Source organism: Lentzea rhizosphaerae (genome assembly GCF_042649515.1).
Lineage (GTDB): Bacteria > Actinomycetota > Actinomycetes > Mycobacteriales > Pseudonocardiaceae > Lentzea > Lentzea aerocolonigenes.
Genome location: NZ_JBHRZI010000015.1, coordinates 800,368 through 814,029, shown reverse-complemented (window position 1 = coordinate 814,029; position 13,662 = coordinate 800,368). Strand labels below are relative to the sequence as shown.

Sequence of the window (13,662 nt, the reverse complement as noted above, 5' to 3'; positions counted from 1 at the left end):
AACAGCAGGGGCTTGGTGCGGACTTCGATACAGGCACTAGTTCAGGCGTCGAGTTCGGGTGGGAAGCCGCCGGTCGCGATCGGACCCCAGGTGTCGATGGTGATGCGGACGAGGGACTTGCCCTGGCGGAGCATGGCGGCGCGGTACTCGTCCCAGTCGGGGTGTTCGCCTGCGATGCAGCGGTAGTAGTCGACGAAGTCCTCGAGTGCCTCGGGCAGGTCGAGGACTTCGGCGGTGCCGTTGATCTGGACGTAGGGGCCGTCCCAGTCGTCGGAGAGCACGCACATCGTGACGGCGGGGTTGCGGCGGACGTTGCGGACCTTGGCGCGCTGGGGGTAGGTCGCGATGACGATGCGGCCGTGTGCGTCGACGCCGCAGGAGACCGGGGAGACCTGGAGTCCGTCGGTGCTGCTGCGGTGGGTGATGAGGACGCCGTGGTGGCGGGTGCGGAGGAACTCGAGCAGCTGCGGCCGGTCGACGACGTCGGCCGTGGCGATCTTCGGCATGATGTGCAGCATGGCACGTTTCACCTCGTTCGACGGTACGGAGCTCGCCTATCGGGACGCGGGCGACGGTGTTCCGCTGGTGGTGCTGGCGGGTGGTCCTGGCCGGGCGTCGGAGTACCTGGAGACGCTGGGCGGGCTGGACGCGTCGCGGCGGTTGGTGATCTTGGACAACCGGGGTACGGGGCGGTCCGGGGCGCCGGTGGATCCGTTCACGTACCGGCGGGACATGCTGGTGCGGGACGTGGAGATGCTGCGCCGTCACCTGGGGCTGGACGTGGTGGACGTGCTGGGGCACTCGGCGGGTGCGGGGATCGCGATGGGGTACGCGGCGGACTTCCCGGACCGGGTGGGCAGGCTGGTGCTGCTGACGCCGGCGTTGCGGTCGGTGGGGTTGTCGCCGGAGCAGAGCGATTGGGACGCGTTCCTGGCAGCGCGCGCTGGTGAGCCGTGGTTCGAGGCGGCGACGACGGCGTTGCGGCGGACGGCGGCGGGGGACACGTCGGTGGAGAACCGGGTGGCGGCGTCGCCGTTGTTGTACGCGCGGTGGGACGAGCGGGCGCAGGCGCATGCGCGGGCCGAGCTGGGGCAGTGGAAGTACGAGGTCGCGCTGGGGTACAACGCCGAGGGTGCGTTCGTGCCGGGTGTGTTGCGGCGGGCGTTGACGGACTTCGATCATCCGGTGCTGGTGTACGCGTGTTCGGAGGACCCGATCTCGCCGGTGCGGCGGTGTGCGGAGCTGGCTGATCTGTTTCCCGGTTCGACGCTGCACGTGCACGAGGGTGTGGGGCACTTCCCGTGGGTGGAGGACCCGGACGCGGTGGCGACGCGGATCGCGGAGTTCCTCGACGCGCCTTAGTGGACCTGGGCGGTGGCGACGCGGTCGCGGCCGTTGCTCTTGGCCTGGTAGAGGGCGTCGTCGGCGGCGAGCAGCAGGGGGCTGAGCTCGGTCGCGGAGTCGGGGAACACGGCGGCGCCGACGGATCCGGTGAGGCCGGTGATGACGCGGGTCTCGCCGACGCGGTCGACGACCTCGACCTCGAGGCGGGCGATGTCGAAGCGGATGCGTTCGGCGGTGGCGCGGACCTCGTTGGTGCCGACGCCGGGCAGCAGGACGGCGAACTCCTCGCCGCCGAAGCGGCCGACGAGGTCGTAGGAGCGCACGGCGTGTTTGAGGGCGTCGGCGACGGCGCGCAGGACGCGGTCGCCGGCGAGGTGGCCGTAGGTGTCGTTGATCTGTTTGAAGTGGTCGAGGTCGAGGATCAGGACGCCGACGGTGGAGACGAGGCGGCGGGCGCGGGCGATCTCGCGTTCGGCGACGTCGTGCCAGAAGGTGGCGTCGACCAGGCCGGTCTTGGAGTCGGTGCGGGCGGCGATGCGGAACTGCGGCAGCAGCAGGCCCATGTGCAGGGCCAGGACGGTGAGCAGCAGGATCGGTGAGAGCCACGGCCGGGCGGTGGCGATGATCGCGATGCCGGAGCCGAGGCCGACGGACGCGGTGACGATGAGGACGTCGGAGGCGTGGCCGAGCGCGGTCCGCATGGGGTTCGCGGGGTTGGTCATGATGATGGCGCCGACGACCAGGGCGTAGTTGACGAACCAGTAGAGGAATCCGGCCACGACGAGTGCGACCAGCCCGCGTGGACCGTCCAGGTCGGACGGGTTTGTCGCGGAGAACATGGCCAGCACCCATTGCGCTGCGGCGCATCCAAGTACGACAGTGGCGGCGGAGAACAGTTTCCGGTAGAGAACCGCCCGGCGTTTGTACACCCGCAGCCACGCGTGCAGATAAATGGTCACGACCAGCAGGACGACCAGTGGCATCGGGAGAACGAGCACGCCCGCGAACTGCCAGACCGACTGCATCTGCGCGTGAGGGACACCCTCAGAGGAGATTTCGCGGATGCGTTCGATGCCGCGCGCCGCTTCGAGGTGTGTCAGTGCGGCGACGGAGAGTGCCGCGAACCAGATCCAGTGGCGCGCCTCGACAGGGGTAAGCCGTGCGGTTGCGAGCGTGACGAGTGCCGCCGTCACGGCAGTCGTCACGACGTAGGTCAGCACGACAGGAGGAAGGGACCATAACTTCCACCGGCGCGGGTCGAGCCAAGGCACGCTGCCACCCCCACCGAAATCCACTAGGAACAAACCACTGTAGCTACCGGGTCACGCGAAGTCGTGGCTCCATGTGGGGGACCTCACTCTGAGTAGTCCTCACCTTTTTTCACCCCTCGCACAACCGCAACACATCCCACAAGGAGACGGTCATGATGAACCGCGCGCTGTCCACCGACTGGACCTTCACCTCGACGGACTGGACCTTCGCGAAGTCGACCGACTGGACGTTCGCCTCCACCGACTGGACCTTCGCGTCCTCAACGGACTGGACGTTCGCGTCGACGGACTGGACCGTCTGACACTTGTGAGTGCTGTCGGCCGGGTGGAGGGTGCTGCGCCGGCACCCTCCACCGCGGCCACGACATGTCCTCGTCCGCTTCCACTGGTTGAATCGGCACCCTCGCGTGGTCAGGGGGTGTGTGGTGCTCACGTTCGGTGTGCTCGGCCCGCTGCAGGTCAGCCGGGACGGGTGTGCCGTGCACGTGAACGGCCCGAAGCAGCGGGCCCTGCTCGCGACGTTGTTGTTGCGGGTGAACACCGTCGTGCTCAAGTCCGTGATCGTGGACCGGCTGTGGGGTGCGGACGCACCGCCGGCGGGTCGCACTTCGGTGCAGATGTACGTGCTGCGGCTGCGCAGGATGCTCGGTGACGGGGCCGTCATCGAGACCCACCCGGACGGCTACCTGCTGCGGGTGCCGCACGACGCGCTGGACCTGACCAGGTTCCGCGACGCCGTGCGGGCGGCCGCGGGCGCCGGGCTCGAAGATGAGCGGGCGTTGCTGGGGGAGGCGTTGCGGTGCTGGCGCGGGCCGGTGTTGCCGGACGTGGCGTCGGAGTCGTTGCATCGCGAGGACGTGCCGCCGCTGGCCGAGGAGCTGATGCGGGCGCGGGAGCGGTTCTTCGACGTGAGCCTGGAGCTGGGCCGGCACAGTGAGGTGATCGGTGAGCTGGTGCGGGTGACCGAGGAGCACCCGTGGCACGAGACGTTCTGGGCGCAGCTGGTGGAGGCGCTGCACCTGGGTGGTCGGCGTGCGGACGCGTTGCGGACGTATCGGAGGGTGCGGCGCAGGTTCACCGAGGAGCTCGGGGTCGAGCCCGGTGCCAGGTTGCAGCGGGCGCATCAGACGGCGTTGACGGCGGGTGACGGCGGTGACCCGGTGCCGGCGCACGTCATCGCGCAGGTGCCGGGCGGGGTGAGCCGGTTCGTCGGCCGTGAGGACGCGATCGCGCGGCTGGACGAGCTGGCGTTCGGGCCTGGTGCCGGGGACCGCACGATCGTGATCTCCGGTCCGCCCGGGGTGGGCAAGACCAGCTTGGCCGTGCACGTGGCGCACCGGTGGCGTGACCGGTTCCCCGACGGTCAGCTGTACGTGAACCTGCAGGGTTTCGCGGCGGACCCGCCGTTGCCGGTGTCGGCGGCGCTGACGAGGTTGCTGGGTGCGCTGGGCTTCGGCCGCGACCAGATGCCCGCGGAGGTCGAGGAGCAGGCGGCGTTGCTGCGCAGTGCGCTCAGCGGTAGCCGGATGCTGCTGGTGCTCGACAACGTTGCCGACGCGGGCCAGGTGCGGCCGTTGCTGCCCGGCCAGCCAGGGTGCGTCGTGCTGATCACCAGCCGCCACGACCTGCGCGGGATGGTCGTCGATCCCGGTGCGACGGGGCTGGCGTTGGACGTGCTCAGCGGCGCCGAGTCCCGTGCGGTGCTGGCCGACCTGGTCGGCACCGGCAGGGCCGAGGCCGAACCGGAGGCGCTGGGCCGGCTCGCGGACACCTGTGCGCACCTGCCGCTGGCGCTGCGGATCGCCGGGGCGAACCTCGCGGCGGACCCCGGCTGCAGCGTCACCGAGTACGTCACCGAGCTCACGACCCGCGACCGGGTCTCCGCCCTCGCGATCGACGGCGACGAACGGTCCGCGGTGCGTGCCGCGTTCGACCAGTCCTACCTGCGGCTGCACCGCGACGACCAGACGTTGTTCCGGCTGCTCGGCGTCGTGCCGGGCCCCGACGTCGGGGTGGACGCGGCGGCCGCGCTCGCCGGCACCGGCACCGCCGAGATCCGGCGGGCGTTCGACCGGCTCGCCGCCGCCGGTCTGCTGCAACGCACGGCACCCGGCCGGTGCGGGTTCCACGACCTGATCCGCTCCTACGCCGCGGGCCTGGCTCGTGACGACGACACCGACGACGCCTTGTGCCGGCTGGTCGAGCACTACCTGCGGCGGGCCACCGCGGCGGCACGGGTGGCGTTCCCGGTGGCGGCGTTGCGCGACGAACCCGTCGATCCCGGCCTGAGCGAACCGGACGCGGTCAGGTGGCTGGAGCAGGAACGCCACAACCTGCTGGCCGCCGTCACGTGGGCGGCGACCCGGCCGTCGGCGCAGCGCCTGGCGTGGCGCATGGTCGACGTGCTGCACGGCTACCTGCGGGCCTGCGGTCACACCAGGGAGGCCATCGCGACGTTCGTGGCGGCGTTGCGCGTGGCGATCACCGCGGGCAACAACCCCGCCCGGTTGTCGCTGCTGGACCTGCTCGGGCAGATCCTCTACAACATCAGCGAGTGGGAACGGGCCGCCGAGCACCACGAACAGATGCTCGCGCTGGCCCGTGAGCTGGGCGATCCCGGCGCCGAAGCGGAAGCGCTGCTCAACATCGGCAGGCAGATCATCCAGCTCGGCCGCCCCGAGGAAGCGCTGAAGTACCTCGGATCGGCGCTGGAACTGGCCCGGACGACCGGCAACGTCGAGCTCGAGCTGCGGACGTGGAATTCGATCGGCAACGCGACCACCTACGCCGGCCGCCCGGACGAGTCGCTGTCCGCGCACGACCAGGCCCTGGAGCTGGCCCGCGGTCTCGGGCACCGCGAACACACCCACCGCTGCCTCAACGGCCGCGGCATCGCCAGGTGGGCCCTCGGCCGTCTCGACGAGTCGGCCGCCGACCACGAACGTGTGCTCGCCTACTGCCGCCAGGCCGGGCAGCGCATCGGCGAGGTCGCGTCACTGGCCTGCCTCGCCGAGGTCCACCTCGACGCCAGACGCCTCGAACTGGCAGGCCGCGTCGCCCAGGAGGCCCTGACCCTGAGCACGGAGGTCGCCGAACGCCGCACCCAGGTCAACGTGATCATGGTCCTCGCCGGCGTCCACCACGGCCTGGGCGAGCACGTCGAAGCCCTCCGCGCGTTCCAGGACACCCTGCACCGGGCCCGTGAGATCGGCTTCGGCTACGGCGAATGCGCCTCCCTGCTGGGCCTGGCCGCCGCGCACCGCGAGCTCGGCGACGCCCGCACGGCCAAGGCGTGCGCGGAGGAGTCGCTGAAGTTGTTGCGCGCCAACCACCAGCTCCTGCTCGAAGCCGACGTGCTCACCGAACTGGCCCGCGACCAGATCGCGCTCGGCGACACCGCGGCCGCGACGGTGACGGCGACCGACGCCGTGGAAGTCGCCGCCCGCCACGGCAGGGCGCTGGCGGAGCGGCGGGCGCGCGCCGTGCTGTCGGAACTGGGGGAGTGACCGCTCGGGCCGCTGTCAGAACGGGCAGTGTTGTCAGAACCGCCCCAGTCCCTAGAACTGCGGCACCGACCGCCGGACCTTCCTCCACTCCCACGCCGCCCCCGCCGCGGCCACCGTCCCCAGTCCGGCGATCGCGGCGATGACGTGGTGCACCGGCCACCAGTGCGCCATCGCCCCTGCCGCCGCGATGCCCAGACCCTGTGACACCCGCAGCGCCGTGACCGCCAGCCCGAACGCCTGCCCCCGCGTCGCGTCGGGCACCGAACGCACGAACAACGCGTTCGCGAGCAGCTGGTACCCGCTCGCCGCCCCCGACAGCCCGAGCAGCACCAGCGACCACGCCAATCCCGGCGACAGTGCCATCGGCAGCAACACCGCGCACGACACGACCGCCAGCCACGGCATCCACCGCAGCCCCTGCGCGCGCGGCACCCGCGCCAGGACCAGCATGCCCACCGCCGTGCCCGCCGACACCACGCCGAAGATCGCCCCCACCGCCGCCGGACCCGCACCCAGCCGGGCCGCCAGCGGTGCCGCGAGCGCCTCCGCGGCGATGTAGAAACCCGACACGCACGCCAGCGCGACCAGCGCCCGCAGCTGGCGGTCACCCCACACCAGCCGCGCGCCGCCGACGAGATCTCCCGGCCACGCCCGCACCCGCGGACCACGCGGGGCGGGGCGGTCCAGCAGGAACACCAGCACCAGCAACGCCGAGACCCCGAACGTCACCGCGTCCGCCACCAGCACCGGGCCCGGCCCGAGCCACGCCACCATCGCGCCACCGGTGAGGAACCCGGCGACCTGGGCGGCCTGCGTGACCGTGCTCAGCACCGCCTGCCCCATCGGATACCGCTCGTCGGGCAGGACCTGCGGCAGCAACGCCGCCCGCGCCGCCCCGTGCGGGGCACCGGCGAACTGCACCAGCACCAGCAGTGCCGCGAGCGCCCACAACGGCATCCCCGGCACCGCCATGAACAACAACAGGACCGCCCGCACGAGATCGGCGGCCACCATCACCTCTTTGCGCGCGAACCGGTCGGCCAGGCCCGAGAGCAGCGGCCCGCCGACCAGGTCCGGCAGGAACGTCAACGCGTACGTCAGCGCGGTCAGGCCGGCGCTGGCGGTGCGGTCGTAGACGTGCACCGTCAGCGCGACCCTCGCGAACTGGTCCCCGGCCACCGACACCACGTGCGCCACGAACAGGGCGCGGAACTCGCGATCGCGGGCGAGCTCGCGGTAGCCGGGCATGCCTACAGAATGGACGACCAGAACCCGCACCGGTGATCTCGGGCGAAATCAGTTCCCCCGATCGCGCCCGGCGCCAGCGACTGCACCTCCGCCCGCCACCCCGGATCACCCGTCCGCGCGAACCTGCCCCACGCGGCGATCATGTAGTCCGACACCGCACGCTGCGCCGGCGAGAGCGTGACACCGGGGAACTCGAACAGCATCACCAGCTCAGACCCGTGGTAGGCCTGGTAGTCCGGGAACGGCGGCAGCGGGAAGATCAGCGGCACGTCCTGGTCGGCGAACTCGTACCCCGACACCCGAGCGTGCCGTCCCAGCTCCCGGCGCGCGACCTGCGACGGGCACGACCACGACTTGTCCGTCAGCACCCGCGCGATCTCGTCGCGCGCGTCGTCGTTGCCGTTGACCGGGTAGCGCGCGGCGATGCTGTCCACGTGCCGCGGACCGAAGATCGCCGCCAGCAGGTCCCGGTAGCCGGCCTCGGGTACCGGCTGCGGCCACAGCAACGGCGCGAACAACGTCATCTCGTCGTGGGTTGTCCCCACCAGCGTCGGTACCGGATGCATGCGGCCCGTGCGCTGCGCCACCACCGGGTCGACCGGCAGCACCGCGGTGTCGTAGGCGGGCGAGGCGAACTGGTCGTGCACCGTCAGCAGCCTGGTCACCGGCTGCGCCCGCAGGCACGCGAGATCGGCGCACCCCAGGGTGCCCACACCCTGCTTCTCCACGTCCGCGCGTGGCCGCCACACGCCGGTGAACTGCTCCGGTGCGCTGCTGGGGAAGGTGAGTCCGCACGGTCCGGACTGGATGATCGCCTTGGCGAACAACCCCGCCGCCCGCGGTGACGCCAGCTGCGCACACACGCTCAACCCACCCGCGGACTCGCCGAAGATCGTCACGTTGCGCGGGTTGCCACCGAACGCGCGGGCGTTGCGCTGCACCCACTTCAGCGCCGCCTGCTGGTCGGCCAGGCCGAACGTGCCCGACCCCGCCAGACCGGGATGACCGAAGAACCCGAACACCCCGAGCCGGTAGTTGACCGTCACGATCACCGCGTCGTTCTTCGTCGCGAGCCACCGCGCGTCGTACTGCGACGCCGCTCCCGCGGTGAACCCACCACCGTGGATCCACACCATCACCGGCCGCGGCTTGGCCGATCGTGCCGCCGGAGTCGTGACGTTGAGGTACAGACAGTCCTCGACATCCGATGCGGGCAAGCCCAGCTGCGAGTTCTGCACGCACACCGGCGCGGGCTTCGTCGCGTCCCGCACCTCCCGCCACGGCGTCACCGGCTGCGGATCACGCCACCGGTTCTCACCCACCGGCGGCGCCGCGAACGGAATGGCACCGAACGTCCGATACGCGTCGGTGACGGTGCCCTTCACCGCGCCCTTGTCGGTGCGCACCACCGCACCATCACCCTCGGCGGCAGCCGGAGCCACCACCACGGCACAGGCCATCACGGCGGCGAGCACCGCCGTCAGCGTCCTCGTCACATCGCTCCCCAGAAATCGCACTTGTGGTCCTTCACGAAATCCGTCGGCCCGACCGCGCCGGCCGCCAGCGACTGCACCGGCGCACGCCACCCCGGATCACCGGTGCGCGCGAACCGTCCCCACGCCGAGATCATGTAGCCCGACAGTTCGCGCTGCTCCGGCGTGAGCTTCACGCCGAAGTCGAACAACAGCGGCAGCTCGGACGCGTGATAAGCCCGGTAGCCGCCGGGGAACGGCGGCATGTCCGGGAAGATCATCGGAACGTCCGGGTCGGCGAACTCGTAGCCCGAGACCCTCGCGCGGGAGCCCAGCTGCCGCCGCGTGTCGTGCGACGGGCACGCCCACGAGTCGTCCGTCAGCACTGCCGCGAGCTCGTCGCGGGCGTCACCGTTGCCGTTCACCGGATACCGCTGCGCGACCCGGCCGGCGCCGTCCTCCCCGTACACGGCCGCGAGCTGAGCGCGGTACTGCGACTCGGGCACCACAGCGGGCTGGATCAACGCCTGGAACAGCGTCGCCTCGTCGTGCGTCGACCCGACCAGCGTCGGCACCCGGTGCATCCGCCCGGTCTGCTGCGCGACCTGCGGACTGATCGGCAGCACCGCCGTGTCGTAGGCGGGCGAGACGAACATCCCGTGCACCGGCAGCAGCTTCGACACCGGCAACGCCCGCAGGCACGCGATGTCCGCACACCCCAACGGCTGCGCCGCGCCCCGCTGCTCCACCTCGGCACGCGGCTGCCACACCGACACGAACTGTCCCGGCTGCCCGGCGGGGAAGGCGGCCGCGCACGGCCCGGACTGGATGATCGCCTTGCCGAACAACCCCGCCGCCCGCGGCGACGCCAGCTGCGCACACACGCTGTCGCCGCCGGCGGACTCGCCGAAGATCGTGACGTTGCGCGGGTTGCCGCCGAACGCGCGGGCGTTGCGCTGCACCCACCGCAACGCCGCCTGCTGGTCCGCGATCCCGAACGCGCCCGACCCCGGCAGACCCGGATAGCCGAAGAACCCGAACGCCCCGAGCCGGTAGTTGATCGTCACCACGACCGCGTCGGTCTTCGCCGCGAACGCCCTCGCGTCGTACTGGCTCGCAGCGCCGTTGGAGAACCCGCCGCCGTGGATCCACACCATCACCGGCCGCGGTTTGGCCGATCGTGCCGCCGGGGTGGTGACGTTGAGGTAGAGGCAGTCCTCGGAATCCGATCCAGGCATGCCGAGCTGTGCCACCTGAGCGCACACCGGCGCGGGTTTCGTCGCGTCCCGCACGCCGCGCCAGGGAGTGACCGGCTGCGGATCACGCCACCGGTTCTCACCCACCGGCGGCGCCGCGAACGGAATAGCGCCGAACGTCCGATACGCGTCGGTGACCGCGCCCTTCACCGCGCCCTTGTCGGTGCGCACCACCGCACCATCACCCTCGGCGCTGGCCGGGGCCTGCGTGACGGTGAACGCCAGCGCGGCCACGATCACCGCCGTCAACACTCGTGAACTCATTGCTGCCCCCAAAAATCACAGTGGTGGTCCTTCACGAAATCCGTCGGCCCGACCGCGCCGGCCGCCAGCGACTGCACCGGCGCACGCCACCCCGGATCACCGATGCGCGCGAACCGTCCCCACGCCGCGATCAGGTAGTCCGACAACTCCCGCTGCGCCGACGTCAACGGCACACCGAAGTCGAAGAGGAACGGCAGCTCGGACCCGTGATAGGCGCGGTAGCCGCCGGGGAACGGCGGCATGTCCGGGAAGATCATCGGAACGTCGCGATCAGCGAACTCGTAGCCCGACACCGGCATCCGGCGGCCCAGTTCACGGCGCGTCTCCTGGGTCGGGCACGCCCACGAGCGGTCCGTCAGCGCCGCCGCCAGCTCGTCGCGGGCGTCACCGTTGCCGTTGAGCGGATACCGGGCCACGACCCGAGCACCGAGGTCCGTGCCGAACACCGCCGCCGCCTTCGCCGCGAACGCCGAGTCCGGGATCGGCGCCGGCGCGATCAGCGCCGTGTACAGCGTTCCTTCGTCGTGCGTCGACCCCACGAGCGTCGGCACCCGCCGCGTGCGGCCCGTGTTCTGCGCGACGTGCGGGTTGATCGGCAGCACCCGCGTGCGGAACGCCGGCTGCGCGAACTGGCCGTGCACCGTCAGCAGCTTCGGCACCTGCAAATCCCGCAGACACGCGAGGTCCGCGCACCCGAGGTCCAGTCCGGCGCCCTGGTTCTCGACGTCCTCGCGCGGCTTCCAGAACGTCTGCAGCCCGCCCGGTTCGCCGTTCGGCACGCCCAGCCCGCACGGTCCGGACTGGATGACCGCCTTGGCGAACAGTCCTGCCGCAGCCGGTGACGCGAGCTGAGCGCACACACTCAGCCCACCGGCGGACTCACCGAACACGGTGACATCGCGCGGGTTGCCGCCGAACGCACGGATGTTGCGCTGCACCCACTTGAGCGCCGCCTGCTGATCGGCGATCCCGAACGCCCCCGACCCCGGCAGTCCCGGATAGCCGAAGAACCCGAACACCCCGAGCCGGTAGTTCACCGTCACGACCACGACGTCGTTGGCCGTGACCAGCCTCCGGGCGTCGTAGCCCGACGCCGCGCCGTTGACGAACCCGCCGCCGTGGATCCACACCATCACCGGCCGCGGCTTCGACGACGCCCCGGCCGGAGTGGTGACGTTCAGGTACAGACAGTCCTCGACATCCGATCCAGGCTCGCCCAGCTGCGCCACCTGCGCGCACACCGGAGCCGGTGTCGTCGCGTCCCGCACCCCCTGCCACGGCGTCACCGGCTGCGGATCGCGCCACCGGTTCTCACCCACCGGCGGCGCCGCGAACGGAATGTTGCCGAACGTGCGATACGTGGCTGTCACCGTTCCGGCGACAGCGCCCTTGTCGGTCGTGACGATCCGTCCGTCACCCGCCGCGCGGGCGGGTGGGACCTGGGTGATGGCGAGCGCCATCGCGGCGGCCAGCGCCGCCGTCAGCATCCTTGCCATGAGTTGTCGGACCCCCTTCGGACTCGAACGTATCCACGTCCGGAAGGGCCGGAAACCGAATAAAGGCAGTTGTCCCGTCCACCGAAAGTTGATGATCCGGTTCACCCTGTTGCCGACATACCGACCGGTCGGTACCCTCCGAGTCGTGGGTGACACAACGTTTCCGGAGCAGCCGGTCGTCGACGCGCTCGTCTTCGACTGGGGCGGGGTCCTGACGGTCTCCGTGCCCGAGTTCGTCGGCGCGTGGCTGCACGCCGAGGCCATCGACCGCGAGGTCTACCACCGCATCATGCGCGAGTGGATGAGCCGCGAGGCCCGTCCGGACAACCCCGTGCACCAGCTCGAGACCGGAGAGCTGACCGTGGCGGAGTTCGAACGGCTCCTCGCCGCCGAGCTGATCACCACCAGCGGCGCGAGGATCGACGAGAACGGGCTGCTCAAGCGCATGTTCGGTGGCGCGTCGCCCGACCCGGCGATGGTCGAGCTCGTCCGCAAGGCCCGCGCGTGCGGCCTGCACACCGCGTTGCTGTCCAACAGCTGGGGCGAGGGCTACCCGAAGGACCTGCTCATCGAGCTGTTCGACACCGTGGTGATCAGCGGTCGCGTCGGCCTGCGCAAGCCCGACGAGCGCATCTACCGCCACACCCTCGAGCAGATCGGTGTGTCCGCCGCCCGCGCGGTGTTCTTCGACGACGCGCCGGTCAACGTCGACGCCGCCCAGGCCGTCGGCATGCACGCGTTCCGCCACACCGGCGCCGAGTCCACCCGCGCCCACCTCGCCACCCTCGGAGTGACCCTGTGACCGACCTTCCCGGCCTCGACCTGCAGGCGCTGGCCACGCACCTGGGCACAGGCCCGCTGACCGGCGAGCTGTTCCCTGGCGGCCGCTCCAACCTCACCTACCGCGTCACCGACGGCACCCAGCGGTGGGTCCTGCGCCGCCCGCCGCTCGGCCACGTCCTCGCCACCGCCCACGACATGGCCCGCGAGTTCCGCGTCATCTCCGCCCTGGAGCACACGTCGGTGCCGGTCCCGCACGCGCACCAGCTCGTCGAGGACACCTCCGTCATCGGCGCGCCCTTCTACCTCATGTCGGAGATGCCCGGTGTGGCGCTGCGCGAACGCAAGCAGTGCCCGTGGCTCAACTCCGAGAAGGCCACCGTGCTCTCGCGCAAGCTCGTCGACGTGCTCGCCGACCTGCACTCCGTCGACCCCGAGTCGGTGGGCCTCGGCGACTTCGGGCGCCCGGAAGGGTTCCTCGCGCGGCAGGTGAAGCGGTGGGGCAAACAGCTCGACGCCTCCCGCAGCCGCGACCTGCCCGGCATCGACGAACTGCGCGACAAACTCGCCGCCACCGTCCCCGACTCACCGCGCGTGGCGATCATCCACGGCGACTACCGGCTCGACAACGCGCTGGTCACCTCCTCGCCGTTGCAGATCAGCGCCGTGCTGGACTGGGAGATGGCCACCCTCGGCGACCCGCTCGCCGACCTCGGCCTGCTCTACGTCTACTGGCAGGGCCTCGGCGTCGACAACGACCCCATCACCGGCAGCGTCCCGTCGATGCCGGGGTTCCTCTCCGCCGACCAGCTCGTCGCCCGGTACACCGCCCGCACCGGCGCCGACACCTCCGGTCTGGGCTGGTACATCGCCTTCGGCTACTTCAAGCTCGCCGTCATCGTCGAAGGCATCCACTACCGCAACACCCTCGGCAAGACCGTCGGCGCCGGGTTCGAAAAGCTCGGCGCCTTCACCGTTCCCCTCGTGCGGCAGGGTCTCGCCGCCGCCCACAAGGAGCTCTGACC

At 71.2% G+C, this 13,662-nt stretch carries 11 protein-coding genes; 5 read left to right on the top strand and 6 right to left on the bottom strand.

Annotated elements, in window-relative coordinates; genetic code table 11:
- Nucleotides 1–41: 41 nt before the first annotated feature.
- On the bottom strand, nucleotides 42–506 hold the full coding sequence (locus ACFOWZ_RS20985; protein WP_382375113.1) for a PPOX class F420-dependent oxidoreductase: 465 nt from the start codon (nucleotides 504–506) through the stop codon (nucleotides 42–44).
- A gap of 10 nt (nucleotides 507–516) precedes the next feature.
- Between ACFOWZ_RS20985 and ACFOWZ_RS20980 the strand changes: the two genes are divergently transcribed.
- On the top strand, nucleotides 517–1,362 hold the full coding sequence (locus tag ACFOWZ_RS20980) for an alpha/beta fold hydrolase (protein WP_382374910.1): 846 nt from the start codon (nucleotides 517–519) through the stop codon (nucleotides 1,360–1,362).
- Here ACFOWZ_RS20980 and ACFOWZ_RS20975 read toward each other — a convergent pair.
- On the bottom strand, nucleotides 1,359–2,615 hold the full coding sequence (locus tag ACFOWZ_RS20975; protein WP_382374908.1) for a GGDEF domain-containing protein: 1,257 nt from the start codon (nucleotides 2,613–2,615) through the stop codon (nucleotides 1,359–1,361). The genes ACFOWZ_RS20980 and ACFOWZ_RS20975 overlap by 4 nt on opposite strands.
- 152 nt (nucleotides 2,616–2,767) lie before the next feature.
- On the opposite strand from ACFOWZ_RS20975, the gene ACFOWZ_RS20970 reads away from it, so the two are divergent.
- Complete coding sequence (locus ACFOWZ_RS20970) at nucleotides 2,768–2,917, top strand: hypothetical protein (protein WP_382374906.1); 150 nt, start codon at nucleotides 2,768–2,770, stop codon at nucleotides 2,915–2,917.
- 123 nt (nucleotides 2,918–3,040) lie between these two features.
- A complete protein-coding gene (locus ACFOWZ_RS20965; protein WP_382374904.1) occupies nucleotides 3,041–6,121 on the top strand; it encodes an AfsR/SARP family transcriptional regulator in 3,081 nt (1,026 codons plus the stop codon).
- A gap of 51 nt (nucleotides 6,122–6,172) precedes the next feature.
- On the opposite strand, the gene ACFOWZ_RS20960 is transcribed toward ACFOWZ_RS20965, so the two are convergent.
- The 4 genes from ACFOWZ_RS20960 to ACFOWZ_RS20945 are packed head-to-tail and all read right to left on the bottom strand — an operon-like array spanning nucleotide 6,173 to nucleotide 11,857.
- On the bottom strand, nucleotides 6,173–7,369 hold the full coding sequence (locus tag ACFOWZ_RS20960) for an MFS transporter (RefSeq protein ID WP_382374902.1): 1,197 nt from the start codon (nucleotides 7,367–7,369) through the stop codon (nucleotides 6,173–6,175).
- 2 nt (nucleotides 7,370–7,371) lie between these two features.
- Complete coding sequence (locus ACFOWZ_RS20955; protein ID WP_382374900.1) at nucleotides 7,372–8,865, bottom strand: carboxylesterase/lipase family protein; 1,494 nt, start codon at nucleotides 8,863–8,865, stop codon at nucleotides 7,372–7,374.
- Nucleotides 8,862–10,361: a carboxylesterase/lipase family protein gene (locus ACFOWZ_RS20950; RefSeq protein ID WP_382374898.1), complete on the bottom strand. Its 1,500-nt coding sequence runs from the start codon at nucleotides 10,359–10,361 to the stop codon at nucleotides 8,862–8,864. The genes ACFOWZ_RS20955 and ACFOWZ_RS20950 overlap by 4 nt, the downstream gene beginning before the upstream one ends.
- On the bottom strand, nucleotides 10,358–11,857 hold the full coding sequence (locus ACFOWZ_RS20945; RefSeq protein ID WP_382374896.1) for a carboxylesterase/lipase family protein: 1,500 nt from the start codon (nucleotides 11,855–11,857) through the stop codon (nucleotides 10,358–10,360). Before ACFOWZ_RS20945 ends, ACFOWZ_RS20950 begins: the two co-directional genes overlap by 4 nt.
- 145 nt (nucleotides 11,858–12,002) lie before the next feature.
- Between ACFOWZ_RS20945 and ACFOWZ_RS20940 the strand changes: the two genes are divergently transcribed.
- Entirely contained in the window at nucleotides 12,003–12,659 is a 657-nt protein-coding gene (locus tag ACFOWZ_RS20940; protein ID WP_382374894.1) for an HAD family hydrolase, read from the top strand.
- On the top strand, nucleotides 12,656–13,660 hold the full coding sequence (locus ACFOWZ_RS20935) for a phosphotransferase family protein (protein ID WP_382374892.1): 1,005 nt from the start codon (nucleotides 12,656–12,658) through the stop codon (nucleotides 13,658–13,660). The genes ACFOWZ_RS20940 and ACFOWZ_RS20935 overlap by 4 nt, the downstream gene beginning before the upstream one ends.
- Nucleotides 13,661–13,662 lie beyond the last annotated feature (2 nt).